Here is a 25,889-nt window from a genome sequence, read left to right on the forward strand (position 1 = left end):
GCGCGTGACGCCTGTTACTTCCTTCGCGGGCAAGACGGTTGCGGTGTTCGGCCTTGGCGGATCGGGGCTGGCAAGCTGTCATGCGCTCAAAGCCGGCGGCGCGGAAGTCATCGCCAGCGACGATACACCGGCAAAGCTCGCGGAAGCGGCGAAGGCGGGTTTCATCACCGCCGATCTGCGCACGGTTTCCTGGGCAAATTTCGCGGCGCTGATCCTGACGCCCGGCGTGCCGCTGACCCATCCGCAGCCGCATTGGACCGTGCTGGCCGCGAAGGACGCAGGCGTCGAGGTGATCGGCGATATCGAACTGTTCTGCCGCGAGCGCAAACGTCATGCGCCGGATGCACCGTTCGTCGCCATCACCGGCACCAACGGCAAGTCGACCACCACTGCGTTGGTGGCGCATCTGATGCGCGAGGCCGGCTACGACACGCAGATGGGCGGCAACATCGGCACCGCTATCCTCTCGCTGGAGCCGCCGGCGAAAGGCCGCGTCCATGTGATCGAGATGTCGTCGTATCAGATCGATCTCACGCCCTCGCTCGATCCGTCCGTCGGCATCCTGCTCAACCTCACCGAAGACCACATCGACCGTCACGGCACCATCGAACACTATGCGGCGGTGAAGGAACGTCTGGTCGCGGGCGTGCAGCAGAATGGCACCGCCATTATTGGCGTCGACGATCACTGGTGCGCGGCGATTGCCGACCGTGTGGCGCAGGCGGGCAAGAACGTCGTTCGCATTTCGGTCAAGCATCCGGTGGCCGACGGCATCTGTCTCGAAGGCGACACCATCGTCCGCGTCGATGGCGGCGCGCGGTCGCGGATCGCCAGCGTCGCGGAGATCGGTTCGCTGCGCGGCCTGCACAATGCGCAGAACGCGGCGTGTGCGTCGGCTGCGGTGCTGGCGCTCGGCGTAGGCGCGGACGTGCTGCAGCAGGGACTGCGCACTTTTCCCGGACTGGCTCACCGCATGGAACAGATCGGCCGCCATGGCCGCGTGCTGTTCATCAACGACTCGAAGGGCACCAACGCCGACGCCGCGGCCCGCGCGTTGTCCTCGTTCAAGGATATTTTCTGGATCGCGGGCGGCAAGCCCAAGACCGGCGGCATCGAATCCCTGCGCGAATTCTTCCCGCGCATCCGCAAAGCCTATCTGATCGGCGAGGCTGCGGAAGAGTTCGCGAAAACGCTCGGCGACGTGCCGCATGAGATCAGCAAGACTCTGGAAGACGCCGTGCCGCACGCCACGCGCGACGCCGAAGCGTCCGGCTTGAGCGAGCCGGTGGTGTTGCTGTCGCCGGCCTGCGCGTCGTTCGACCAGTTTCCGAATTTCGAGAAGCGCGGCGACCGCTTTCGCGACGTCGCCACCGCGCTGCCCGGCGGCCTGACGCCCGCTTAGGGCGCAAAGGGATTCTCTCCGTCATTGCGAGCCAACGGGTCGGCGCAAAGCGCCGCCCGATGACAGGCTCCGCGAAGCAATCCAGCGTCACAAGAAAAAACTGGATTGCTTCGTCGCGAGGGCTCCTCGCAATGACAGTGGCAATGGCCGCCGCCAGCGTTCCATACATTTTGACGAGATTTTTTCTCGTATCCGTCCATCTTTAACCCTCCGGAAACCATGATGGGTGAGTAATACCCCGTTAATCTTTTGCGCAGGACACGCACATGATCTCCCGTGAGCAACGCACGCCTTTGAGCGAATGGTGGTGGACCGTGGATCGGCTGCTGCTGGCTGCGTTCATCACATTGATGCTGGGCGGCGTGATCCTGTCGCTGGCTGCGAGTCCGCCGGTGGCGGCGCGCATCGGCCTCGATCCGTTTCACTTCTTCAACCGGCATGTTTTCTTTCTGTTGCCGTCGCTGGTCGTGATGCTGGGCGTTTCGTTCCTGTCGCCGCGGCAAGTCCGCCGCAGTGCGCTGATCGTGTTTACGATCAGCATCGTGCTGGTGATGGCGACGCTGCTGTTCGGACCCGAAGTGAAGGGCGCGAAGCGCTGGATCACCATTCTCGGCCTTAACATTCAGGCCTCCGAATCCCTCAAGCCCGCGTTCGTGGTGCTGGTGGCATGGCTGTTCGCGGAATCCGCCAAGCGGCCCGAAATGCCTGCGACGTCGATGGCGCTCGGACTTCTGCTGATGACCGTTACGCTGCTGGTGCTGGAGCCCGACTTCGGCCAGACCATGCTGCTGCTGATGGTATGGGGCGCGCTGTTCTTCATCGCCGGGATGCGGATGATCTGGGTGTTCGGCCTGATGGGCGCGGGCGCGGTCGGATTGTTCGGCGCTTACCTGACGGTGCCCCATGTCGCGGGTCGCATCAGGCGCTTCATGGACCCATCATCAGGTGACACCTTCCAGGTCGATACTGCGATGGAAGCCTTCACGCATGGCGGCTGGTTCGGGCAGGGGCCGGGCGAGGGCACCGTGAAGCGCATTTTGCCCGACAGCCATACTGACTTCGTGTTCGCGGTGGCGGCCGAGGAATTCGGAATCATCCTGTGTCTCGCGCTGCTCGCGCTGTTCGCCTTCATCGTCATCCGCGCGTTGTCGCGCGCCTATGCCAGCGAGGATCTGTTCGCGCGCTTCGCGGCTGCAGGTCTTGCGATCATGTTCGGCATCCAGGCTGCGATCAACATGGCGGTGAACCTGCATCTGATGCCGGCGAAGGGCATGACGCTGCCGTTCATTTCGTATGGCGGATCGTCGATGATCTCGCTGGCTTACGGCGTCGGCATGCTGCTGGCCTTGACGCGGCAGCGGCCGCGCGTCGAAATGGAATCCATCAGCGCTGCCAACGCCGCGCACAGCTTCGCGTGACCCGCGAGTATTTCGATGTCTGACAGGCCTCTCATCATGCTGGCGGCTGGCGGAACAGGCGGTCACCTGTTTCCCGCCGAGGCGCTGGGCGTCGCGCTGATGAAGCGCGGCGTGCACGTGCGCCTGATGACCGACTCCCGCGCGTTGCGTTATGGCGGGATGTTCACGCGCGACATGATGGATGTGGTGCCGAGCGAAACCGTGCGCGGGCGCACGCCGTGGGCGCTGGCGCGGACCGGCACGCTGCTCGCCGCCGGTGGCGCAATGTCGCTCGCATTGCTGTTGCGGCGGAAGCCGAAGGCCATGGTCGGTTTCGGCGGCTATCCGACGCTGCCGCCCTTGATCGCGGCGAAGCTGCTCGGAATTCCGACAGTCATTCACGATTCCAATGCCGTGCTCGGCCGCGCCAACCGTTTGCTGTCGACGCGAGTCAGCGCGATTGCGACGTCGCTGCCGGGTGTGCTGGATCGCGATCCGGCGCTTGCGGGCAAGACGACCGTCACCGGCACACCGATGCGGCCTGCGATTCTCGCCGCTGCGGCCGTGCCGTATGTTGCACCGGATGCCGAGGGTCCGTTGCGGTTGCTGGTGGTCGGCGGCAGTCAGGGCGCCCGTGTGATGGCCGACATCGTGCCAGCGGCGATCGAGCGGCTGGAGCCGGCGCTGTGGCGCAGGATCAGTCTGGTTCAGCAGGTGCGTGACGAGGACAAGGCGCGTGTGCGCGCGGTGTATGACCGGCTCAAGATCGAGGCCGAGCTGGCGCCTTTCTTCGCCGATCTCCCGGTGCGGTTCGCAGCCACGCATCTGGTGATATCGCGTTCGGGGGCGGGGACCGTGGCCGAGCTCGGAGCGATCGGACGTCCCTCGATTCTGGTGCCGCTGCCCGGCGCGATCGATCAGGACCAGCACGCCAACGCGGGCGTGCTGGAGAAAGCCGGTGGCGCGATCCGCATTCCCCAGACCGAGTTCACGCCTGATCGCCTTGCAGCGGAAATTTCCGCGCTTGCCGCCGATCCCGCGCGGCTGGTCGCCATGGCCACCGGCGCGCGCACGGTCGGCAAGCTCGATGCCGCGGAGCGTCTCGCCGATCTGATGGTCAGGGTCGCCGGGGTCTAGCCTAGAGATTTATCAGCCGTCATGCCCGCGCTTGTCGCGGGCATCCACGCCTTCATTCTTTGTGCAAGCAAGACGTGGATGGCCGGGACAAGCCCGGCCATGACGATTGAATCAGACCGCAGACACCTCACAGCCTCACGTTCTCCACCAGATAATCCAGAAACGCCCGCACCCGCGCGGGCAATTGTCCGCCATGGCCGACGAACACGGCATGTATTGGTTCAAGGTCGCCCGGATTGAAGTCTTCGAGCACCGGCACCAGTCGTCCCGCCTTGATATCTGCATCGACGTGAAAGCGGGCGAGCCGGGACAGGCCAGCGCCGGCAACCGTTAGCCGTTGCATGGCCTCGCCATCGGAAACCAGCGCGGTGCCGACTGGCGGCACGGAGACGATGCCTCCACTGCTGTCACGAAACGGCCAGCCGTCGATCTGTTTTGCAAAGCAGAAGCCGAGCATGTTGTGTTTGGCAAGATCGTCTGGCGTGCGCGGCGTTCCGTGCTCCGCGAGATAGGCGGGTGCTGCGACCACGACCATGCGGCTCTCGCCGAGTTTGCGCGCAAGCAAACGGGATTCGCGCAAGGGGCCGACGCGAATGGCGATATCCGCGCGCTCTTCCATCAGGTCCACCACCGTATCGGTCAGAGCCACGTCGACGCTGACGCCGGGGTGTAGTTTGAGGAATCCGGGCAGAAGCGGCAGCAGCCAGTGCAGCCCGAACGGCACGCTTGTGTTGACGCGCACCCGGCCGCGCGGAATCGCGCCGATGGCAGCTTCGTGTTCCGCCGCGTTGATGTCGTCGAGAATGCGGACGCTGCGGTCGTAATAGGCGCTGCCTTCCGGCGTCAGTTGCAGCTTGCGGGTCGACCGGTTGATGAGGCGCACGCCCAGCCGCGCTTCCAGCCGCGCCACCAGCTTGCTCACCGCCGACGGGCTCATGCGGAAGGCGCGTGCCGCCGCGGAAAATCCGCCCATTTCGACCACGCGGGCGAACACTTCCATCTCGCCGGATCGGTTGACGTCCTGTCGTGACATTGTGACTTCAATTCACAAATATTGTTACTTAGGCAAGTCTAGTTCACGAATGGCTTTGCGTCCACTTCTCGTGAATACCGGCGCTTGGCCGGATTCGCCTGAGGACCCACCATGCCACTCGCACTCTACGCGCTCACCGCCGGCGCTTTCGGAATCGGCGTCACTGAATTCGTCATCATGGGCCTGCTGATCCAGGTCGGAGCTGATCTGGGCGTGTCCATCCCGTCCGCAGGCCTGCTGATCTCGGGCTACGCGCTGGGCGTCGTGGTCGGCGCACCGGTCATGACCATCGCGACCGCGCGCTGGCCGCGCAAAACCGTTCTGCTCGCGCTGATGGCCGTCTTCACCATCGGCAACGCCGCGTGCGCCATCGCCCCCGATTATTGGACGCTGATGGCGGCACGTGTGCTGACGGCGTTCGCGCACGGAACGTTCTTCGGCGTTGGCTCGGTGGTTGCCACCACGCTTGTCGCACCCAACAAAAAAGCCTCGGCCATCGCCGTGATGTTCACCGGCCTCACGGTGGCGAACATTCTCGGCGTTCCGTTTGGAACGTGGCTGGGGCAGGGCTTCGGCTGGCGTTCGACCTTCTGGGCGGTGACGGCGGTCGGCGTTGTCGCGTTCGCGATCATTGCTGCATTCGTGCCGAAAGATAGGGCCGCGCCGGAACCGTCATCGCTGCGCGACGATCTCGCCGTGCTGGGCCGGCTCTCGGTGCTGGTTGGCTTGTTGACCACTGTATTGAGTTGGGTCGGCGTGTTCGCGGTGTTCACCTATATCGCGCCGATGCTGACCAAGCTTGCGGGTTTCCCGGACGCCGCCGTCTCGCCGATTCTTCTGGTGTTCGGCGCGGGTCTTGTCGGCGGCAATCTCCTCGGCGGAAAGTTCGCGGACAAATGGCTGATGCCGTCGTTGTTCGGCACGCTGTTCGTCCTCGCCGTCGTGCTCGTGCTGATGACCTTCGCCACACATAACCAGGTTGCTATCGTGGTGTTCGTCGGCCTGCTGGGTGCTGCGGGATTCGCCACCGTGCCGCCGTTGCAGATGTGGGTGCTGGAGAAGGCATCCGGCGCGGGGCAATCGCTGGCGTCCAGTTTCAACATCGCGGCATTTAATCTGGGCAACGCCATCGGTGCGTGGCTCGGCGGCGCGGTGATCGATCATGGTCCGGGGCTGAGTGCGATTCCCTGGATCGCGGGACTGGTGCCGCTGGCGGCGCTGGCGCTCGCGTTGTTCAACCAGTGGCTCGATTCGCGGCAGGCCCGGCTGGTTCCCGTGGCGGCCTGCCCCGAAGCCGCCGAGTAACCGGTGGATTCGGCTCCTTCGGGCCTGATTTGAAAAGAATCGTGCTATTTTTCTGAGCTGGCCGGGCTTGTCCCGGCCAGCGTCGTCTGTTTGAAGGACGCCTTGGATGCCCGGGCCGGGCCGCGCATCCCCAATGACCGGAAGAATTTTTATGAGACTGCCGCGCGAGATCGGACCCATTCACTTCGTCGGTATCGGCGGCATCGGCATGAGCGGCATCGCCGAGGTGCTGTGCAACCTCGGTTACACGGTGCAGGGCTCGGACGCCTCGGAAAACGCCAACGTCACCCGGCTGCGCGACAAAGGCATCAAGATCAGCATCGGCCACAAGGCCGAGAACGTGAACGGCGCGGACGTGATGGTGGTCTCGACCGCGATCAAGCGCGACAATCCGGAACTGATCGCCGCGCGCGGATTGCGCGTTCCCGTGGTGCGTCGTGCCGAAATGCTGGCCGAACTGATGCGGCTCAAAAGCTGCATCGCCATCGCCGGCACCCACGGCAAGACCACGACGACCTCAATGGTCGCGACCCTGCTCGATGCCGGCGCGCTCGACCCAACCGTTATCAACGGGGGCATCATCAATGCCTACGGCACCAATGCGCGGCTCGGCGCAGGCGACTGGATGGTGGTGGAAGCCGACGAGAGCGACGGCACGTTCCTCAAGCTGCCGGTGGATGTCGCCATCGTCACCAATGTTGATCCCGAACATCTCGATCACTTCAAGACCTTCGATGCCGTGCAGGAAGCATTCAAGGATTTCGTTGAGGGCGTGCCGTTTTACGGCTTCGCGGTGATGTGCACCGACCATCCGGTGGTGCAGGCGCTGGTCGGCAAGATCGAAGACCGTCGCATCATCACGTACGGCGAGAATCCGCAGGCCGACGCGCGGCTTGTCGATCTCGTGCCGTACAGTGGCGGCTCGAAGTTCAAGGTTGCGTTCCGCCACCGCAAAACCGACGTCGCCTACGAGATTTCCGATCTGGTGCTGCCGATGCCGGGGCGTCACAACGCGCTGAACGCGACGGCTGCGATCGCCGTAGCGCACGAGATCGGCATTTCGGATGAGGCGATCCGCAAGGCGCTTGCCGGATTTGGCGGCGTGAAGCGGCGCTTCACCAAAACGGGCGAGTGGAACGGTGTCACCGTTATCGACGACTACGGCCATCATCCGGTGGAAATCGCCGCGGTGCTCAAGGCGGCGCGCGACTCGACCAAGGGCAAGGTCATCGCCGTGGTGCAGCCGCATCGCTATACGCGCCTGCAGTCGCTGTTCGAGGAGTTCTGCACCTGCTTCAACGATGCGGATACTGTCGTTGTCGCGGACATCTATGCGGCCGGCGAGGACCCGATCGCGGGCATCGATCGCGATTCATTCGTGCTTGGCCTGCGCGCGCACGGCCACCGCGAGGTGATTCCGCTCGAAGGACCTGAGAAGCTTGCGCCGCTGGTGCGCGATATCGCGAAGCCGGACGATTTTGTTGTTCTCCTCGGCGCGGGCAACATCACGCAATGGGCCTACGCGCTGCCGGGCGAACTGAAGGCGCTGGGGAAATAAGTGTGACCTTCCCCGACATCAGCGCTGATCTGAAATCCGCGATGCCCGATCTGCGCGGGCGGTTGCTGGCAAATGAATCGCTCGCGCCGTTGACATGGTTTCGCGTCGGCGGCCCGGCGCAGATCCTGTTTACGCCGGCGGACGAAGACGATCTTGCTTACTTCCTGTCGAAGTTGCCGCAGGACATCCCCGTTTATACTGTGGGCGTCGGCTCGAACCTGATCGTGCGTGACGGCGGCGTGAGTGGGGTCGTCATTCGCCTTTCTCCGAGGGGTTTTGGTGAAACCAAAGCCGAGGGCGATACCATTCGCGCGGGCACGGCCGCGCTCGACAAGCGCGTCGCGGAAGCCGCCGCCGCCGCCAACATCGGCGGGCTTGAGTTCTATTTCGGGATTCCCGGTTCGATCGGCGGTGCGCTGCGCATGAACGCCGGCGCCAACGGCGGCGAAACCAAGGACGTTCTGGTGGAGGCGAGGGGCGTCACGCGCGCGGGCGAGAAGGTCACGTTCTCGAATGCCGATATGAAATTCGTCTATCGCAATTCAGGTATCGACACGTCGGTGATTTTCACCTCTGCCTTGTACCGGGGACGCGTCACCGATCCAGAGACGATCCGCGCCCGTATGGCCGAGGTTCAGAACCACCGCGAAACCGCGCAGCCGATCCGCGAGAAGACCGGCGGATCGACGTTCAAGAATCCGCCGGGTCACAGCGCGTGGAAACTGATCGACGCGGCGGGGATGCGCGGCTTTCGCGTCGGCGGCGCGCAGGTATCGGAGATGCACTGTAATTTTCTGATCAACACCGGCGAGGCGACCGGTCACGACATCGAAACGCTCGGTGAAGCCGTGCGCACGCGCGTGATGGAAAATTCCGGCATCGATCTGCACTGGGAGATCAAGCGGATCGGGCTGGAGCGTGCGTAAGCCTCAGTCGCTCAGCGACTGCAGCGCCTTGATCGGCGCCGGCGACACCTGAAACGCGCCGTCGAACGGATATTCCTGAAGCGCCAGGATGCCGAGCGTCACCACGGCCGCGGTCGCAAACACCACCAGCGATGCAAAAAAGGCCCGCGGGCGCTCCAGATGAACAAGGGCGATCGCAACCTGCGTAATCAGGCCGAGCGCGATCACGACAAGCCATTTCAGATCGTTGGTCTGGTCGCCCGACAGCGAAAGGCGATCGCTGCGTGCGGTGCCGACGCGTACCGCAGATGTGAGCAGCGCGGTTTGCACCGCCTGCCCGGACTCTTTTGCAATGGACGGGATGCTGACTTCGCGCAGCAGATTGTCATAGGCGGCCGCCGTGGACGGTGATAGGCGCATCGCATTCATCGCCGGCCACTCTTCCGTGACCACGGAGTTCACATAGGTCTTGAGCGCGGCGCGAATGGTGCGCATGTCCGACACCGACGCGACGCTGAGCGTATGGATGTTGCGCAGTTCGCCGGCCTCGGCATGCACAATGCGGTAGGCCTGCCGCCCGCGCTCGGCGACGTCGCTGGCGAGAAAACCGGTCAGCAAAGCAAACAGGATGGCGACACCGCTGAAGAAGGGCGCGACGACGCCTGTCAGCGACTGAACGGACCGGGCAAAGGGACGGCAAAATGTGAGTGCCCCAAGCAGCAATGTTACGCCGAAATACAGACCGATCAGGACGAGGAAGATCCCGGCGGGGTACATGTCGAGCCAGGCTCTGATCATGGAAATGGCCTTCTTTTTGATGACGATTGGCGATGCCGGATTCGGCGTCGCGGCGACAGTACCTGAATTGCCGCGGCTTGGTCATCTGCCCAAATCAGCGTAGGTAGGGCCCATTGGGAGAAGTCATGACTCGATTCAAACACGTCGCGGTGCTGATGGGCGGATGGTCGTCCGAACGCGAAGTCTCGCTGCGTTCGGGCAAGGCCTGCGCCGATGCCCTGGAGCGCAAGGGCTACAAGGTCACGCGCATCGACGTGAAACGCGACATCGCGACTGTGCTCGATACGCTGAAGCCCGATGCCGCGCTGGTGATGCTGCACGGCCGGCCCGGCGAAGACGGCACCATTCAGGGTGTGCTCGAAACGCTCGGGATTCCCTATTCGCATTCGGGCGTGCTGGCGTCGTCGCTGGCGATGCAGAAGGATCTTGCGAAGACGGTGATGGCGACGGCGGGGGTGCCGGTGCCGGAAGGGCTGACGCTGACCCGCGCCGAAGTGGCGAAGGGGCATGTCATGGCGCCGCCTTATGTCATCAAACCGGTGGCGGACGGCTCCAGTGTCGGGGTTTTCATTGTCACCGAGGCCCATGCCCATCCGCCGCAGGAGCTTTTCCGCGAGGACTGGCCCCACGGCGACCAGCTTCTGGTCGAAAAATACGTCGCCGGGAAGGAACTGACCTGCGCGGTCATCAACGGCGAGCCGACCGGGGTGATTGAGATCGTACCTTTAATCAAATTCTACGATTATGAGGCAAAGTACTCTCCGGGCGCATCAAAACACATCCTGCCTGCACCTATTTTACCTTTTGTTTACCAGGAAGTCCGAAGGTTAACGCTGGCGGCGCATGTGGCGCTTGGCTGCCGGGGCGTAAGCCGTGCGGATTTCCGTTACGACGACCGCATCGAGGGTATTGGGGGATTGTCCTGCCTCGAGGTGAACACCCAACCCGGCATGACCGAGACGTCACTTGTTCCAGAGCTTGCTGCGCATGCAGGCGTAACATTTGACGAGTTGGTGCAATGGATGGTGGAGGACGCCTCTCTCGGTCGTTAAGCCGGACGAGGTCCCAGTCTAATCCTCAGACAAGGGTCGCTTCCGCGACCCAGCGCCCGCGCGCCCGCGGGCAGGCCTCCGCACGCCGCACCAACACCTCCATTTCCCGCTATGAAGAGCCGCACTGGATCGCCGTGCTGGAACGCCGGCGTCCGCGCGGCTTCGGGCTCGCTGCGACCGCGGTGGTGCTGATCGGTGCGCTCGTAATGGGCGTGACAAAGGGCGGACATACCGACGACGTTCTCGGTGCGCTGAGCGATACCCGCAACGCCGCGGCCAATGCGATCGGTTTCCGGATCACCAGCGTCGCGATCACCGGCCGCAAGCAGTTGACGCAGGATGAAATTCTCGCGGTCGGCGGCGTCAACGGCCGCTCGTCGCTGCTGTTTCTCGACGCTGCCTCCGCGCGTGACAAGCTGAAGGCCGATCCGTGGATCTCCGATGCCACCGTGCAGAAGCTTTATCCGGGCCGGCTGCAGATCGACATCACCGAACGTTTGCCGTTCGCGCTGTGGCAGGAAAACGGCCGCGTGTCCGTGATCTCGGCGGACGGCACCGTGCTTGAGCCATATGTCGCGCGGCGCTTCGTGTCGCTGCCGCTGGTGGTGGGCAAGGGCGCTGAAACCCGCGCCAGGGATTTCCTGAGCCTGCTGGGGCAATACCCGCAGGTCCGTTCCCAGGTGAAGGCCATCGTGTTCGTCGGCGAGCGCCGCTGGAATTTGCGTCTGGCGGACGGCATCGACGTACGGCTGCCGGAATTCGAGGTCGAGAAGGCGCTGGCGACCCTGTCGAAGATGGACAAGGAGACCGGTCTGTTCTCGCGCGACATCACCGCCATCGACATGCGGCTGCCGGATCGGTTGACCGTGCGCCTGTCGGAGGATGCGGCAAAGGCGCGCAACGACCTGCTCAAGGACAAGAAACCGAAGAAGGCTGGAAACGCATGACCAGTCTCGATCGCGTCCAGACCCCGAAAACCCGGCAGATGCCGCCGAACAAGACGGCGCTCGTCGCCGCGCTCGACATTGGCACCAGCAAGATCGCCTGTCTCATCGCGCGGCTGAAGCCGTGCCCGCCGAGCGATGCGCTGCGCGGCCGGACCCATGCCGTTGAATTGATCGGGCTGAGCCATATCCAGTCGCGCGGGGTCAAGGCCGGCGCGGTGGTCGATCTCAATGAATGCGAGCAGGCCGTGCGCCAGGCGGTGGCGCTGGCGGAGCGGATGGCCAAGGTCCGCGTCGAATCGGTCTTGCTGTCGGTATCGGCCGGCCGCCTGCAGGGCGATATGGTCGAGGCTTCCTCGGAATTGCGCGGCGGAGGGGTGACACCCGCCGACATGAGCCGCGTCATCAGCGCCGGCATGCATCATGCAACGCCGCGCGGACGCACCGTGCTCCATGTCCTGCCCGCCAGCTACTCGTTGGACGGCGTGAAAGGTGTCCGTGACCCGAGCGGAATGGTCGCACGCCATTTCGGAATCGACATGAACGTCATCACCACCGACGCAACGGCGGCGAAGAACCTGATGCTGGTGGTCGAGCGCTGCCATCTCAACGTCGAAGCGATGGCTGCCGGGCCTTATGCGTCCGGATTATCGGTTCTGACCGACGACGAAGCCGATCTCGGCGCGGCTGTGGTCGAGATGGGCGCGGGCACCACGACGATCGCGACCTATTCGGCGGGGCAGTGTGTTCACGCCAGCGGTTTTGCGGTTGGCGGACAACACGTCACGATGGATTTGGCGCGCGGTTTAGGCGCGTGCATTGCGGATGCCGAGCGAATCAAGACGTTATATGGCACCGTGCTGACCGGCGGTTCTGACGCGCGCGAAGTCATGAGTGTGCCAATGGCCGGAGATCACGACCGGGACGAGCCGCAGATTGTTTCCCGCGCCACGATCGCCAACATCGTGAAGCCGCGGGTCGAGGAGATTTTTGAAATGGTCAGGGACCGGCTCGCGGATTCCCCCTTTGCGGCAGAGCCGCGGGCGCGAGTTGTATTGACCGGCGGCGCGTCGCAGCTCACCGGCATTCCCGAACTTGCCAGCCGCATTCTGAGCCGCGAGGTGCGCATCGGGCGTCCGCTCGGTTTCGCCCGGCTGCCCAACGAGGCCAAGAGCGCATCCTTCGCGGTGCCGACAGGCCTTCTGGTCTATCCGCAATTTGCACACCTAGAACACGTCGAACCGCGGCACACGCGGCAGGTCATGACAGGGACCAACGGCTATTTCGGAAAGGTCGGCAGATGGCTTCGAGAGGGCTTCTGATGATCTCAACACCGGATCGGACCATTCCATCAACCGCTTTGGCGTGCAGCCTAAGCCCCCACGCGCGCGCATAATCGAGAGGCAACCATGACCATCAATCTCACCCCCCCTGATGTTCGCGAGCTGAGGCCCCGCATCACCGTGTTCGGTGTGGGCGGCGCGGGCGGTAATGCCGTCAACAACATGATCACCGCCGGTTTGCAGGGCGTCGACTTCGTCGTCGCCAACACCGACGCGCAGGCCCTGACCATGTCGAAGGCCGAACGCATCGTGCAGATGGGCACCCAGGTCACCCAGGGTCTCGGCGCCGGTTCGCAGCCGGACGTGGGCGCCGCGGCCGCTCAGGAAGTGATCGACGAGATCAAGGACCATCTCTCCGGCGCGAACATGGTGTTCGTCACCGCGGGCATGGGCGGCGGCACCGGCACAGGCGCAGGCCCCGTGATCGCCGCGACCGCGCGCGAGATGGGCATCCTCACCGTCGGCGTCGTCACCAAGCCGTTCCACTTCGAAGGCCAGCGCCGCATGCGCACCGCAGAGGCCGGCATTGCCGAGCTTCAGAAGGTGGTCGATACGCTGCTGATCATCCCGAACCAGAACCTGTTCCGCGTCGCCAACGAGAAGACCACGTTCGCAGACGCCTTCGCGATGGCCGACCAGGTGCTCTACTCGGGCGTTGCCTGCATCACCGACCTGATGGTCAAGGAAGGTCTCATCAACCTCGACTTCGCCGACGTCCGCGCCGTGATGCGCGAAATGGGCAAGGCGATGATGGGTACCGGTGAGGCCACCGGCGAGAAGCGTGCGCTGACCGCGGCGGAAGCTGCGATCGCCAACCCGCTGATCGACGATTCGTCGATGCGCGGTGCGCGGGGCCTGCTGATCTCGATCACCGGCGGCAAGGACCTCACGTTGTTCGAAGTTGACGAAGCCGCCACCCGGATTCGTGAAGAGGTCGACAACGACGCCAACATCATCGTTGGCGCGACGTTCGACGAGAGCCTCGATGGCGTTATCCGCGTGTCGGTGGTCGCCACCGGCATCGACACCGTGGCCGCCAGCCGCGCGACGACTCCTCCGCAAGTCACCAGCGGCGGTGCGCCGGAAAGCCGCCTCGCGGAACTGACCGCACGTCTGCGCGCCGACAACCAGCGCATGGCGGAGCGGGCACAGCAGCAGAAGCAGGCTGCGACCACTGCCGCGCCGGCGCCTGTGCGCGCCACCGCCGACCAGATCGATCGTGCCGCGCTTGCGGCGATCGCCGAAGCCGTGTCGCCGTCGGCCCCGGCTCCGATGCAGCCCGCCGCCTATGGCGACGTTAGCGTGCGTCCGATCCCGCCGAAGCCGTCGCTGTTCCCGGATCACGAGGAGCCGATGAACCTGCAGGAAGCCGCTCCGCCGGCATCCTTCATTCCGCAGCCTGCCGAACGCATGCCGCTTCGTGCGCCGCGCATGCCGCAGTTCGAGGAATTGCCGGTGCCTGCCCAGAATCAGATCCGGCAGGCTCGCGGCGAAACCGCCGAGGAGCATCCGCCGCAGAAGCGCGCCTCGCTGTTGCAGCGTCTGGCCAATGTCGGCCTCGGCCGCCGCGACGAGGAAAGCGAGCCGCCGATCGCAGCCCGCGCCTCCGGTCCGGCGATGCCGACGATGCCGCCGCTGCCTGAGCGCAAGCCGCAGCGTCCCGTTCCCGCCGAGTTCGGTGGTGCTGGTGGCCCGGTATCTGAATACGCTCGCCGTCCGGCGCCTCAGGGCCTTGATTCGCACGGCCGTCCGGCCCCGGTCGCGCCCCAGAACGGTGGAGAGGATCATCTGGATATCCCCGCCTTTTTGCGACGTCAGGCCACCTGATCTTTGTTACAATCCCTGAATGATCCAATGCCCCGGCCCAAAGCCGGGGCATTTTGCTGACAACCAGCGTCCTGACGGAGAGCGCAAACTAAATGTTTGTTTTTACTGGTAAAATCTGCGAGTTGCGGTAGGCCTTAGACCGCCTGGAAGGTGTCGGCCGCCGACTAAATGGGCCGGACCGGCGGCGTGAATGCGGCGAGTTTGGGGTAACAATCTGTAAACAACCGTGAGTAGCGCTCCCGTGTGCAGGGGTTAAGGTTCTCGCACGTTGGGGATGATCCTTGGTCGCAGCGCCGGTTCAACAGGCGAAACCAGTTTGGTTACAGCGACTTGGATGACTAAAACTTTGGGCAATCGGGAATGAAATCGAGTCGACAGACAACGCTCCGGTCGCAAGTCACCGTGACGGGCATCGGCGTTCATTCCGGAACTCCGGTCAGCGTCACGATCGGACCAGCCGATATCAATTCAGGTTTCGTTTTTACCCGCGCCGATCGTGAAGTTGCCGCCATCGCAGCCTCCGTCATCGCCACCGATTTTGCAACCGTCCTGGGCGACCATCAGGGCGCGTTCGTTTCCACCGCTGAACACGTTCTGGCCGCGCTGCGCGGCATGGGCGTCGATAACGCCACCATCGAAGTCGATGGACCCGAAGTGCCGATCATGGACGGCAGCGCCGCTCCCTTCGTGGATGCGATCGACCGCGCCGGTATCGTGCAGCAGAACGCCGCCCGCCGTTTCATTGAAGTTCTGAAGCCGGTGCAGGTCGAACTCGGCGAATCGTTTGGCGAACTTCGCCCGTATGCCGGTGGTTTCCGCGCCGAACTCGAAATCGATTTCGCCAATTCGCCGATCGGCCGTCAGGCCTACGCCTTCGACCTCGACGCCGACAGCTTCCGCCGCGACATCTCCCGCGCCCGCACCTTCGGCTGCATGGGCGATGTCACCAAGCTCTGGAGCGCCGGTTACGCACTCGGTGCATCGCTCGAGAACTCCGTGGTGTTCGACGAAATCCGCGTCCTGAACACCGAAGGCCTGCGCTACGCCGACGAGTGTGTCCGTCACAAGGTGCTCGACGTGGTGGGCGATCTGGCGCTGGCCGGTCTGCCGCTGATCGGCCTCTATCGCTCGGTGCGGGGCGGCCACAAGCTCAACCATGCCGTGCTCACCGCCCTGATGGCCGACCGCCATGCCTGGCGGGTGGTGGAAGCCACCGAGCCAGTGCTCGAACGCCCGGTCGTAGGCCGCCGCGCACGCGGCCACGCCGATGTCGCAGGCGGCATGGTCGCCGTGGCCTTCGCGCCGGACGTGTCCTGAGCACCCGCCGCTCGCGAGCTTTCCGGAACTTCCGGTTTAACCAATTCGTCGCTTAACCAAGGCATTGTTGGACCGCGGCCACCCGCCTTAATCCCGGCGAATTGTCCGCCTATCCGGTTGGTTAAGGTCCGTTTTTCAGTTACATAGGCGCGCTGGACGAGCCTTGGGGATTGCTTGGGGATTGTTCGTGCCGAATAGCGGCATCAGACGTGTCAGCAACCCAAACCCGCGTCGGGATTTCACACTCAGGTCGGCTTAAACGTATGACGCTCGAACTGCGCAACACTTCCGACCCGTCCCTCATGAGCCGTATCGGCCGTCAGGCGCGCCTTGCGTTCGGGCTGATCGTCCTGGCTGTGCCGCTCAGCGGTTGCGGCACCGGCGCGATCTGGGACAAGTATTTCGCCAAGGAAGAAACCTTCGTCGATGAACCGGCGGACAAGCTCTACAACGAGGGCTTGTACCTGATGAACAAGAAGGGCGACCGCAAGTCGGCGATGAAGAAGTTCGAGGAAGTGGATCGCCAGCATCCATATTCCGAATGGGCGCGCAAATCGCTGCTGATGTCGGCCTATGCGGCTTACGAGAATGGCGATTACGACGAGTGCATTTCCTCCGCCAACCGCTACGTCGCATTACATCCCGGCAGCCCGGACGCCGCCTATGCGCAGTATCTGATCGCGGCCTCGAATTTCGACCAGATTCCCGACGTGTCGCGCGACCAGGGCCGCACCGAAAAGTCCATTGCCGCGCTTGAGGAAGTGATCCGCAAGTATCCGACCTCGGAGTACGCCACCAGCGCCAAGCGGAAGATTGAGGCCGCCCGCGACCAGCTCGCCGGCAAGGAGATGACCGTCGGCCGCTGGTACATGGACAAGAAGGACTACACGGCCGCCATCAACCGCTTCAAGGTGGTGGTCACGCAGTACCAGACCACGCGGCACGTCGAAGAGGCGCTGGCCCGTCTCACCGAGGCCTATATGGCGATCGGCATCGTCGGCGAGGCCCAGACCGCCGCCGCTGTGCTTGGCCACAACTTTCCTGACAGCCGCTGGTACAAAGACGCCTACAGTCTTGTAAAGTCCGGCGGACTCGAGCCGACCGCCAACAAGGATTCCTGGATGACCCGGGCGTTCAAGAAGGTCGGCCTCGGCTAACTTCGAACGCCTCAGGACTAACCCCGCATGCTGGCCCGGCTTTCGATCCGCGACATCGTCCTGATCGAGCGGCTCGATATCGATTTCCTCAAAGGTCTTGCTGTCCTTACCGGCGAAACCGGTGCGGGCAAATCCATCCTGCTGGACGCGTTCGCGCTCGCTCTCGGCGGACGCGGCGACGCAAGTCTGGTTCGCCATGGTGCGGAACAGGGGCAGGTCACGGCCGTGTTCGATGTGCCGAAGAAACATCCGGCCAGCGCCATCCTGCGCGAGAACGGTCTGGACGATACCGGCGAGATGATCCTGCGCCGGGTGCAGTTCGCTGACGGCCGAACCCGCGCATTCCTCAACGATCAGGCGATCAGCGTGCAGACCCTGAAAGCGGTCGGCACGACGCTGGTGGAAATCCACGGCCAGCACGACGAGCGCGCGCTGGTGGACACCGCCACGCATCGTCGGTTGCTCGATGCGTTCGCAGCGCTTGAAAAGGACGTCAGCGCTGTCGAAACGTTGTGGGATGCGCGGCGCACTGCGCGTGCAGCGCTCGACGAGCATCGCGCCGACATGGAGCGTGCCGCGCGCGAGGCGGACTATCTGCGCCACGCCTCCGAAGAATTGAAGAAGCTCAATCCGCAGGAAGGCGAGGAAACCTCGCTGGCAGAACGCCGCACCGTGATGATGCAGGGCGAGAAGGTCGCGGAGGACCTGCGCGAGGCGCAGGCCGCGGTCGGTGGCCCGCAGTCACCGGTGTCGTCGCTCGCCGCCGCCGTGCGCCGGCTGGAACGCCGAGCCGGCACCGCGCCCTCGCTGATCGAGCCGGCGGTGAAGGCGATGGACGCTGCGATCAACGCGCTGGAAGAGGCCGACCAGCATCTCAATGCGGCGCTGATTGCCGCTGACTTCGATCCGCTGGAACTCGAGCGTATCGAGGAGCGGCTGTTTGCGCTGCGCGGTGCTGCCCGGAAATACTCGACGCCGGTCGATGGACTTGCTGCGCTGGCGCAGCGCTATGCTTCGGACGTCGCATTGATCGACGCGGGTGCGGACCAGCTGAAGGTTCTGGAAAAGGCGGCCGCCGCTGCCGACAAGGCTTACGACACTGCCGCGCAGAAGCTTTCCGCTGCGCGCAACAAGTCGGCCGAGAAGCTCAACAAGGCGGTCAACGCCGAGCTTGGTCCGCTCAAGCTGGACCGCGCGAAGTTCTCGACGCAAATTGAATCCGATCCCGCGTCGCCGGGACCGCAAGGCTTCGACCGCGTTGAGTTCTGGGTGCAGACCAATCCCGGCACCAAGCCCGGTCCGCTGATGAAAGTCGCCTCGGGCGGTGAACTCTCGCGCTTTCTACTGGCGCTGAAGGTCGTGCTGTCGGATCGCGGCTCGGCGCCGACGCTGGTGTTCGACGAAATCGATACCGGCGTGGGTGGTGCGGTGGCCGATGCCATCGGTGCGCGGCTGGCGCGACTCGCCGAGAAGGTTCAGGTCATGGCTGTCACCCATGCGCCGCAGGTGGCGGCGCGCGCGGATCAGCATCTGCTGATTTCCAAGGACGCACTCGACAAGGGCAAGCGCGTGGCCACACGGGTGGCGACGCTGGCGAAGGATCACCGCCGCGAGGAAATCGCGCGGATGCTGGCTGGCGCGGAAATCACCGCAGAGGCCCGCGCTGCGGCCGAACGGCTGCTCAAAGCTGCAACGGCGTGAGTTCGCTCTCATGGCAGCCGTAAAAGCAAAAAAAGCCCCCGTTGCCGTCGACAAGCTGACCGAGACGCAGGCCAAGGTTGAACTGGTGCGTCTTGCGCTTGAGATCGAGCGTCATAACGAACGCTATTACCAGAACGATGCGCCGAGTATTTCGGACGCGGCCTATGACGAACTGCGAAAGCGCAGCGATGCCATCGAGGCGCGGTTTCCGGGCCTCGTCACGCGGGACTCGCCGTCGCAGAAAGTGGGCGTTGCGCCCTCGGGCCGCTTCGCCAAGGTGCCGCACAGCGTTCCGATGCTGTCGCTCGGCAACGCGTTCAGCGACGAAGACGTTACTGATTTTGTCGATCGCGTGCGGCGTTTCCTGAAACTCGCAGACGATGACATTCCGGCCATTGTTGCCGAACCGAAGATCGACGGACTTTCGCTGTCGCTGCGTTATGAAGACGGCGAGCTGGTGCGCGGCGCGACGCGCGGCGACGGTTTCACCGGCGAGGACGTGACCGCGAACGTGCGGACCATGTCGGACATTCCGCACAAGCTGAAGGGCCGCAACATTCCAGCCGTTTGCGAAATCCGCGGCGAAGTCTACATGCTGAAAAAGGATTTCCTTGCGCTCAACAAGCGGCAGGCGGAAGCCGAAGACACCGTGTTCGCCAATCCGCGCAATTCTGCGGCCGGCTCGCTGCGCCAGAAGGATGCGTCGATCACCGCGTCGCGGCCGCTGAAGTTCTACGCCTATGCCTGGGGCGAGATGAGCGCGATGCCGGCGAAGACCCAGCACGAGATGATCGAGTGGATCGGCAACGCCGGTTTCGTCACCAATCCGCTGGTGACGCTGTGCAAGGATGTCGAAGGGCTTCTGAAGTTCTACCGCAAGATCGAAACCAAGCGGGCGTCACTTGGTTATGACATTGACGGCGTGGTCTACAAGGTGGATCGGCTCGACTGGCAGGAACGGCTTGGCTTCATCACCCGCACGCCGCGCTGGGCCATCGCGCACAAGTTCGCCGCCGAGCAGGCCACCACGGTTCTCAACGATATCGAGATCCAGGTCGGCCGCACCGGGGCGCTGACGCCGGTGGCGAAGCTTGCGCCCGTCACCGTGGGCGGCGTCGTGGTGCAGAACGCGACGCTGCACAACGAGGATTACATCAAGGGCATCGGCAACGATGGCCAGCCAATCCGAGACGGTGTGGATATTCGCATCGGCGACACGGTGGTAATCCAGCGCGCGGGCGACGTGATCCCGCAGATCGTCAGCGTGGTGCTCGACAAGCGGCCGAAAGATACAAAACCTTACAAATTTCCGACCGTGTGCCCGGCCTGCGGCAGCCATGCGGTGCGCGAGGAAGATCCAAAGACCGGCCGGCCGGATTCGGTGCGCCGCTGCACCAATTCGCTGGCCTGTCCGGCGCAAGCGAAGGAACGGCTGAAGCATTTCGTCGCGCGCAACGCGTTCGATATCGACGGGCTTGGCGACAAGCAGATCGAGGAATTCTTCACCGACGGTTTGATCATGTCGCCCGCCGACATCTTCACCTTGCAGAAGCGCGATGCGCGGGCGCAGAAGAAGCTCGCCGACCGTGAAGGCTTCGGTGCGAACTCTGTGCGGAATCTGTTCGCGGCCATTGATGCGCGGCGCTCCATCGCGCTGCATCGGTTCATTTTTGGTCTCGGCATCCGCCATGTTGGCGAGGGCAACGCCAAGCTGCTGGCGCGGCACTACGGGACGGTGGAAGCCTTCCGCGCGGCGATGATCGCGGCGGGTGAGGGGCCGCAGTCCGAGGCCTATCAGGATCTCAATGGGATCGAAGGTGTCGGCGCGGTTGTCGCCAACGCGCTTGTCGAGTTCTTCGCCGAGCCGCACAGCGTCAAGGCGGTGGACGATCTGCTCGGCGAGATCGAGGTTCAGCCCGCGGAAAAGGCCAAGACAGACTCGCCGATCGCCGGCAAGATCGTGGTCTTCACCGGCTCGCTGGAAAAATTCACCCGCGACGAGGCCAAGGCGACTGCCGAACGTCTCGGCGCAAAGGCGTCGGGATCGGTGTCGAAGAAAACCGATTACGTGGTGGCGGGGCCGGGTGCGGGCTCGAAGCTTGCCGAGGCGAACAAGCTCGGCGTCAAGGTGCTCACCGAAGACGAATGGCTGGCGTTGGTCAGCGGAGCGTAATCGCCGCGCGGCGCCTTCAAAGTAACCCTGAATCTTCTTCGTCGGCCTTGCGCTTCACGTCGGCAGTCAGGACCTTGCGCTGCCGGGGGATCAGAAAGATCATCGTCGCCGCGCAGGCGAGCGACAGCGCAACGATGCAGATCGTGAGCGGGAGTGTGCTCCGGAAGTTGCCGCCCAGATACGCGCCGAACTGCGAGCACAGCGAACCGAAACCCATCTGCACAAAGCCCATCAGCCCGGATGCGGTACCTGCCGCCAGCGGTCTTACACTGATGGCACCTGCTGCCGAATGGGACATCACGAACGCGTTGGCGAACATCACCAGCATCTGCGTTCCGAACAGCCAGACCGGCGTTTGATCGAATCCCATCGCAGCCCAGAGCACGTTCAGCAATGCGCCGCCGATCTGGATGGCGAGGCCGAACCAGATCAACTGGTCGAGCGCGTAACGCTGAGATGCGCGAGCGCTGCTCAGATTTCCGATCAGGAACGCAAATCCGGTGACCGCGAACCACGCGCCATATTCCGCGGTGGTCCGGCCCATCTGGCTGACCACGAGATAGGGGCCGCCGCCCGCGAACGTGAAGATGATCGACGACGCAAGCACCTGGCACAGCGCGTATCCGATATACGCCCTGCTCGAGAGCAGGGCGCGTGCGTCCTTGATGAAGCCGGCGCTATCGCCGTCCGCGGCAAGGCGGCGGGTTTCCGGAAGCCCGAACGCGATGATCACCGTGACGAAGATTGATGCTCCCGCCATGGCATAGAAGATCGAGCGCCAGCCGAAACTGGTTTCCAGAAGTCCGCCGATCAGGGGGCTGATCAATTGCGCAATCATCATTACGCCGATCACGAGGCTGATCATACCGCCGACGCGCTCGCGCGGGTAGAGGTCGCGGATCACCGCGCGGCTCATCACCATGCCCGTGGCGCCGCCGACGGCCTGCAGGAAGCGCCCGGCGATCAGTTGCGGCAGTGTCTGCGCGAAAATGCAGACGATGGTCGCCGCCACCATCAGTCCCAGTCCCGCAAGCAGCACCGGACGCCGTCCGAAGCGATCGGACAGAGGGCCGGTCACCAGCTGCGACATCGCCAGTCCCACCATGAACAGCGAGACATTGAGCTGTACGGCCGAGACATCGCTTAGAAATGTCGTCGCTAGGATCGGAAGCGCCGGCACCAGGATGTACAGCGAAATCGGCGCGATACCGTTCATCGCCACCAGCAGCAGCAGGATTTTCCACGATGCGGGCGTCGCAACTTTTGCGGCTGCGATCTCTATTTTTTCTTCGGTCACGTTATCCGGACTCTTTTTCTATCGTCAGCGTCAGCCCTTGGTGTCATCTCGTGTGAGTCATGGGCTCCGTTGCGGCGTCGAGCCAGACTTTCGTGGCTTCATCCACCAGTGGGCGAATCTCGTCGCGCACCCGCGCGTGATAGGCGTTGAGCCAGCGCAGTTCCTGCTTGCTGATCCGGTCGGCGTTGATCAGCCGTCGGTCGATCGGCGCGAGCGTCAGGGTCTCAAACGCGTTCATCGGCTTTTCCGCACCGTCGATCTTCGCTTCGACCACCAGTTCGAGATTTTCGATGCGGATGCCGAAGGCGTTGGCCTTGTAGTAGCCGGGCTCGTTGGACAGGATCATGCCGCGCTTGAGCGGCGTGGTTCCGAGCTTTGAAATCCGCGCCGGCCCTTCGTGGACCGACAGATAGCTGCCGACGCCGTGACCGGTGCCGTGGTCGAAGTCGATGCCGGCATGCCAGAGGAATTGCCGCGCGAAGGCGTCGATCTGCGCGCCGCTGACGCCATCGGGAAACACCGCGCGGGCGATGGCGATGTGTCCGCGCAGCACGCGGGTGAAACGGTCGCGCATTTCGTCCGTCGGTTCGCCGATAGCGATGGTGCGGGTGACGTCGGTGGTGCCGTCTTCGTATTGCGCGCCGGAATCGATCAGCAGAAGGTCGCCCGGTGCGATACGGCGGTTGGATTTTCGCGTCACGCGATAGTGCACGATGGCGCCGTTCGGGCCGGTGCCGGAAATGGTGGGGAAGGATACGTCCTTCAGCGCGCCGGTCTCGCGGCGAAAGGTTTCCAGCGCCTCGACAGCGTCGATCTCGGTGAGCTTGCCGGACGGTGCTTCCTGATCGATCCACGCCAGAAATTTTGCCAGCGCCGCGCCGTCGCGCTTGTGCGCCGCGCGGGTGCCGGCGATCTCGGCGGGGTTTTTGACCGCCTTGAGCATCGCGACCGGGTCCGACACGCGCACCGGCTTGCCGCCTTCAGCGGCGATCATGCGGCTTAGCGCATCGCCGGCGGTCGCGGTGTCGAGGCCGATGGCCGCCTTGGTCTGCGCCAGTTCGGCAAGCCGTGGCATCAGGGCCTCCGGCTCTTCGACGCTCGCGTTCTTTTCGAGATGATCGCGCGCGCTGTTCGAGAGTTTGCGGTGATCGATGAAAATCGTGGCGCGGCCTTCTTTCGGGACCAGCGCATAGGATAACGGCAGCGGTGTGTGCGCGACATCCGCGCCGCGAATGTTGAAGGTCCATGCCACCGCGTGGGAATCCGACAGCACCAGCGCATCGACGGCGAGCCTGGAGATTTCCTTGCGGATCCGCGCGAGCTTGTCGGCTTCGCTTTCGCCGGCGAATTGCGCCGGATGAACTTTCACCGCTCCGAGCGGCGGGGTCGGGCGATCCGTCCAGATCGCGTCGACAGGATTGCCGTCGACGGCGACCAGTTCCGCGCCGGCCTTTTCGCAGGCCCTGGCGAGGCGCTCCGCTGCCGCCGAAGTGTGCAGCCAGGGATCAAATCCGAGGCGGTCGCCCGGCGCGAGATGCGTCGTCAGCCAGCGCTCAGGGGGTGGTTCGATCAGGGATTCGACGCTCCAGGCGGTCGTATCGACCTGCTTGGCGGCCTGCAGGGTGTACCGTCCGTCCACGAACACGGCCGCTTTCCCGGTCAGAACGACCGCCAATCCTGCGGAACCAGTAAATCCGGTCAGCCACGCCAACCGCTCGTCGCTAGGCGGCACGTATTCATTTTGCTGGCTGTCCGCCCGGGGAATCACGAAGCCCGTGAGCTGCCGGCGCAGCAATTCCTCACGGAAGGCCGACAGCCGCGCAGTCAGCGCCACGCCGCCTTCAGGCTCTTCGAATGTCTGGAACTGGGCTTCGAACATCGGTCAACCTTAAGAGGCGGGGGGTGTGGCGGCAATCGGCGGGGCCGGAATGGGGCCGCGCCAATTCGGAATGGCACGATCCGTGCTTTGTAATCACTGCCTGCGCATGACCCGCCAAAGTGTGAGCGGTTTGGCGATCAGGTCATGCGCCACTCTAAAAGGGAGCGCGATCGGACGCAAAACCGGGTGCCAATTTTGCTGATCGCGCTCTGGAAGGCAATTCTGAGGAACCATTTGAGAGCAACGATGCTTGAACGGAATGGACCTCGCGGAAACGCGGAGGGGTGTGTTTTTCAACTCAACGACGAGGGGATAGGGCATGCCAGCTTTTATGTTTGAGAAGATTTCGCCGCCGGCGCATCAGGGCAATATCCCGGCGGTGACGATCAAGGAGCCGCGCGGCGTCATCGTCCAGATGATCGACCGTCTGACGGAAAGCCGGCTGCAGCGGGAAGCGCGGCGTGCGAGGTCCGACATCACACCCCATCGGATGAAACGGGAATAGATGACCCGGCAGCAAATTGCTTAATCCAATTTCGTCATGCCAGCGCTTGTCGCGGGCATCCACGTCTTGGCGAGGCGACGTTGGATCAAAAGACGTGGATGGCCGGGACGAGCCCGGCCATGACAGTGTGTTGTTTCTGCTCCTCAATTCAAGAGATCAGCGCCGTTGCATCAAGAGGCTGCTCCAGTTCTCGATCTGGATTCGCTTGAGCAGCTTCAGCCCCGCGCCGCTATAGGCGGCAACCACGCTGCTCGCCTGATGTGGCAGCAATCCCGACAAGATGACAAAACCCTGCGGAGCCAGGTGCGCCGCCAGCGCGGGCGCTAGCTGCCGCAGAGGATTGGCGAGGATGTTCGCCAGCACCAGGCCGAACGGGCCGTTGGCGGCAAAATGCGGCGACTGAAACCCGGTCGCATGGACAGCCTGGACCAGATTTCCGACGCCGTTGAGATGGGCGTTCTCGCGCGCCACGATCACCGAGCGCGGATCGATGTCGCTCGCCAGCACGCGCCGCCGCAGCGCCTTGGCGGCGGCGATAGCGAGGACGCCGGTCCCTGAGCCGAGGTCGAGGATGCGTTTGGGCGTGCGCTGGTGCAGCACCTGATCGAGCAGCAACAGGCAGCCCCGCGTGGTGCCGTGGTGGCCGGTGCCGAATGCCAGCGCGGCCTCGATTTCGATTCCAAGTTTATTGACCGGCACCCGGTCGCGGTCGTGGCTGCCGTGGACGACGAAACGTCCGGCGCTGACCGGGACCAGATCCGCGAGGCTCGCCTTCACCCAGTCCTTTGTTTCGACCTTGCTGAAGACGATGGACTTCGCTGCCGCTTCCCCTGCCGTGTCGGTCACCAGCGCACGGATCACGTCCTCGTCCGGGGCCTCGGCGAAATGCATGGTGACGTCCCAGCGGCCGCCGGCCGCCTCGAAGGCGGCAATCGCCAGGTCGTGGCTGGGGTAGCTCTCGGTGATGATATCCACAACGCGACTGGCCGTACGCTCGTCGCCGATGGCGAAGGTGGCCTGGGTCGCGGGCGAGGGGGACAATGAATTCACGGGGCGGTCCAAATGGCTGAAATCGCTGACTGCATCGCCCATTTCCCCACAGCCTGTCCACAGGTTACTGACCGGGTAGCGGCCAGTTCTTCACAGTTTGTTAACCGGG

20 protein-coding genes are annotated in these 25,889 nt (G+C 63.8%); 15 read left to right on the plus strand and 5 right to left on the minus strand.

Going from position 1 to position 25,889, the window contains the following annotated elements:
* Nucleotides 1-4: 4 nt before the first annotated feature.
* From murD to YH63_RS12660, 3 genes are all read left to right on the plus strand, one after another.
* Complete coding sequence (gene murD / locus YH63_RS12650; protein ID WP_046827295.1) at nt 5-1,402, plus strand: UDP-N-acetylmuramoyl-L-alanine--D-glutamate ligase; 1,398 nt, start codon at nt 5-7, stop codon at nt 1,400-1,402.
* 266 nt (nt 1,403-1,668) lie between these two features.
* Complete coding sequence (gene ftsW, locus YH63_RS12655) at nt 1,669-2,820, plus strand: putative lipid II flippase FtsW (protein WP_046827294.1); 1,152 nt, start codon at nt 1,669-1,671, stop codon at nt 2,818-2,820.
* 15 nt (nt 2,821-2,835) lie between these two features.
* Complete coding sequence (locus YH63_RS12660; RefSeq protein ID WP_170978689.1) at nt 2,836-3,936, plus strand: UDP-N-acetylglucosamine--N-acetylmuramyl-(pentapeptide) pyrophosphoryl-undecaprenol N-acetylglucosamine transferase; 1,101 nt, start codon at nt 2,836-2,838, stop codon at nt 3,934-3,936.
* Nucleotides 3,937-4,063: 127 nt separating this feature from the next.
* Here YH63_RS12660 and YH63_RS12665 read toward each other — a convergent pair whose 3' ends face one another.
* Nucleotides 4,064-4,969: a LysR family transcriptional regulator gene (locus YH63_RS12665; RefSeq protein WP_046827292.1), complete on the minus strand. Its 906-nt coding sequence runs from the start codon at nt 4,967-4,969 to the stop codon at nt 4,064-4,066.
* A 111-nt stretch (nt 4,970-5,080) separates the two neighbouring features.
* On the opposite strand from YH63_RS12665, the gene YH63_RS12670 reads away from it, so the two are divergent.
* From YH63_RS12670 to murB, 3 genes are all read left to right on the plus strand, one after another.
* Nucleotides 5,081-6,274: an MFS transporter gene (locus YH63_RS12670; RefSeq protein ID WP_046827291.1), complete on the plus strand. Its 1,194-nt coding sequence runs from the start codon at nt 5,081-5,083 to the stop codon at nt 6,272-6,274.
* Nucleotides 6,275-6,425: 151 nt separating this feature from the next.
* Entirely contained in the window at nt 6,426-7,832 is a 1,407-nt protein-coding gene (murC, locus tag YH63_RS12675) for a UDP-N-acetylmuramate--L-alanine ligase (RefSeq protein WP_046827290.1), read from the plus strand.
* 2 nt (nt 7,833-7,834) lie between these two features.
* Nucleotides 7,835-8,758 carry a UDP-N-acetylmuramate dehydrogenase gene (gene murB, locus YH63_RS12680; RefSeq protein WP_137325190.1) on the plus strand — a complete coding sequence of 308 codons (924 nt, stop codon included), beginning with the start codon at nt 7,835-7,837 and terminating at the stop codon, nt 8,756-8,758.
* Nucleotides 8,759-8,761: 3 nt separating this feature from the next.
* On the opposite strand, the gene YH63_RS12685 is transcribed toward murB, so the two are convergent.
* A complete protein-coding gene (locus YH63_RS12685; protein WP_046827288.1) occupies nt 8,762-9,535 on the minus strand; it encodes a DUF4239 domain-containing protein in 774 nt (257 codons plus the stop codon).
* Nucleotides 9,536-9,660: 125 nt separating this feature from the next.
* Between YH63_RS12685 and YH63_RS12690 the strand changes: the two genes are divergently transcribed.
* From YH63_RS12690 to ligA, 8 genes are all read left to right on the plus strand, one after another.
* Nucleotides 9,661-10,587: a D-alanine--D-alanine ligase gene (locus tag YH63_RS12690; RefSeq protein ID WP_046827287.1), complete on the plus strand. Its 927-nt coding sequence runs from the start codon at nt 9,661-9,663 to the stop codon at nt 10,585-10,587.
* Nucleotides 10,554-11,534, plus strand: a complete 981-nt coding sequence (locus tag YH63_RS12695; RefSeq protein ID WP_046827286.1) for a cell division protein FtsQ/DivIB — start codon at nt 10,554-10,556, stop codon at nt 11,532-11,534. Before YH63_RS12690 ends, YH63_RS12695 begins: the two co-directional genes overlap by 34 nt.
* Entirely contained in the window at nt 11,531-12,853 is a 1,323-nt protein-coding gene (gene ftsA, locus YH63_RS12700) for a cell division protein FtsA (protein WP_046827285.1), read from the plus strand. Before YH63_RS12695 ends, ftsA begins: the two co-directional genes overlap by 4 nt.
* 87 nt (nt 12,854-12,940) lie before the next feature.
* The gene (gene ftsZ, locus YH63_RS12705) at nt 12,941-14,701 is read left to right on the plus strand and encodes a cell division protein FtsZ (protein ID WP_046827284.1); all 1,761 of its coding nucleotides are present in this window, start codon (nt 12,941-12,943) and stop codon (nt 14,699-14,701) included.
* A gap of 360 nt (nt 14,702-15,061) precedes the next feature.
* Nucleotides 15,062-16,018, plus strand: a complete 957-nt coding sequence (gene lpxC, locus YH63_RS12710; protein WP_137325191.1) for a UDP-3-O-acyl-N-acetylglucosamine deacetylase — start codon at nt 15,062-15,064, stop codon at nt 16,016-16,018.
* Between the two features lie 263 nt (nt 16,019-16,281).
* Nucleotides 16,282-17,175 (plus strand): outer membrane protein assembly factor BamD, encoded by an 894-nt coding sequence (locus YH63_RS12715; RefSeq protein ID WP_046827282.1) that lies wholly within the window; start codon nt 16,282-16,284, stop codon nt 17,173-17,175.
* 27 nt (nt 17,176-17,202) lie between these two features.
* A complete protein-coding gene (gene recN / locus YH63_RS12720) occupies nt 17,203-18,876 on the plus strand; it encodes a DNA repair protein RecN (RefSeq protein WP_046827281.1) in 1,674 nt (557 codons plus the stop codon).
* 10 nt (nt 18,877-18,886) lie between these two features.
* Nucleotides 18,887-21,049, plus strand: a complete 2,163-nt coding sequence (gene ligA, locus YH63_RS12725; RefSeq protein WP_046827280.1) for an NAD-dependent DNA ligase LigA — start codon at nt 18,887-18,889, stop codon at nt 21,047-21,049.
* Nucleotides 21,050-21,065: 16 nt separating this feature from the next.
* On the opposite strand, the gene YH63_RS12730 is transcribed toward ligA, so the two are convergent.
* Entirely contained in the window at nt 21,066-22,346 is a 1,281-nt protein-coding gene (locus YH63_RS12730) for a multidrug effflux MFS transporter (RefSeq protein ID WP_046827279.1), read from the minus strand.
* A gap of 43 nt (nt 22,347-22,389) precedes the next feature.
* Nucleotides 22,390-24,225: an aminopeptidase P family protein gene (locus YH63_RS12735; protein WP_046827278.1), complete on the minus strand. Its 1,836-nt coding sequence runs from the start codon at nt 24,223-24,225 to the stop codon at nt 22,390-22,392.
* 319 nt (nt 24,226-24,544) lie between these two features.
* Here YH63_RS12735 and YH63_RS12740 point away from each other — a divergent pair, with 319 nt between their 5' ends.
* Nucleotides 24,545-24,730 (plus strand): hypothetical protein, encoded by a 186-nt coding sequence (locus YH63_RS12740; protein WP_046827277.1) that lies wholly within the window; start codon nt 24,545-24,547, stop codon nt 24,728-24,730.
* Between the two features lie 156 nt (nt 24,731-24,886).
* Here YH63_RS12740 and YH63_RS12745 read toward each other — a convergent pair whose 3' ends face one another.
* Complete coding sequence (locus YH63_RS12745) at nt 24,887-25,822, minus strand: 50S ribosomal protein L11 methyltransferase (protein WP_046827276.1); 936 nt, start codon at nt 25,820-25,822, stop codon at nt 24,887-24,889.
* Nucleotides 25,823-25,889 lie beyond the last annotated feature (67 nt).

Source organism: Afipia massiliensis, assembly GCF_001006325.2.
GTDB classification, from domain to species: domain Bacteria; phylum Pseudomonadota; class Alphaproteobacteria; order Rhizobiales; family Xanthobacteraceae; genus Afipia; species Afipia massiliensis_A.

Excerpts from the sequence above, each read along its gene's own strand:
- ftsW (WP_046827294.1), top strand. The coding sequence starts at position 1,669 with ATGATCTCCCGTGAGCAACGCACGCCTTTGAGCGAATGGTGGTGGACC.
- YH63_RS12660 (WP_170978689.1), top strand. The coding sequence starts at position 2,836 with ATGTCTGACAGGCCTCTCATCATGCTGGCGGCTGGCGGAACAGGCGGT.
- YH63_RS12665 (WP_046827292.1), bottom strand. The coding sequence starts at position 4,969 with ATGTCACGACAGGACGTCAACCGATCCGGCGAGATGGAAGTGTTCGCC.
- YH63_RS12670 (WP_046827291.1), top strand. The coding sequence starts at position 5,081 with ATGCCACTCGCACTCTACGCGCTCACCGCCGGCGCTTTCGGAATCGGC.
- murC (WP_046827290.1), top strand. The coding sequence starts at position 6,426 with ATGAGACTGCCGCGCGAGATCGGACCCATTCACTTCGTCGGTATCGGC.
- YH63_RS12685 (WP_046827288.1), bottom strand. The coding sequence starts at position 9,535 with ATGATCAGAGCCTGGCTCGACATGTACCCCGCCGGGATCTTCCTCGTC.
- YH63_RS12690 (WP_046827287.1), top strand. The coding sequence starts at position 9,661 with ATGACTCGATTCAAACACGTCGCGGTGCTGATGGGCGGATGGTCGTCC.
- YH63_RS12695 (WP_046827286.1), top strand. The coding sequence starts at position 10,554 with ATGGATGGTGGAGGACGCCTCTCTCGGTCGTTAAGCCGGACGAGGTCC.
- ftsA (WP_046827285.1), top strand. The coding sequence starts at position 11,531 with ATGACCAGTCTCGATCGCGTCCAGACCCCGAAAACCCGGCAGATGCCG.
- ftsZ (WP_046827284.1), top strand. The coding sequence starts at position 12,941 with ATGACCATCAATCTCACCCCCCCTGATGTTCGCGAGCTGAGGCCCCGC.
- lpxC (WP_137325191.1), top strand. The coding sequence starts at position 15,062 with ATGAAATCGAGTCGACAGACAACGCTCCGGTCGCAAGTCACCGTGACG.
- YH63_RS12715 (WP_046827282.1), top strand. The coding sequence starts at position 16,282 with ATGACGCTCGAACTGCGCAACACTTCCGACCCGTCCCTCATGAGCCGT.
- recN (WP_046827281.1), top strand. The coding sequence starts at position 17,203 with ATGCTGGCCCGGCTTTCGATCCGCGACATCGTCCTGATCGAGCGGCTC.
- ligA (WP_046827280.1), top strand. The coding sequence starts at position 18,887 with ATGGCAGCCGTAAAAGCAAAAAAAGCCCCCGTTGCCGTCGACAAGCTG.
- YH63_RS12735 (WP_046827278.1), bottom strand. The coding sequence starts at position 24,225 with ATGTTCGAAGCCCAGTTCCAGACATTCGAAGAGCCTGAAGGCGGCGTG.
- YH63_RS12740 (WP_046827277.1), top strand. The coding sequence starts at position 24,545 with ATGCCAGCTTTTATGTTTGAGAAGATTTCGCCGCCGGCGCATCAGGGC.
- YH63_RS12745 (WP_046827276.1), bottom strand. The coding sequence starts at position 25,822 with ATGGGCGATGCAGTCAGCGATTTCAGCCATTTGGACCGCCCCGTGAAT.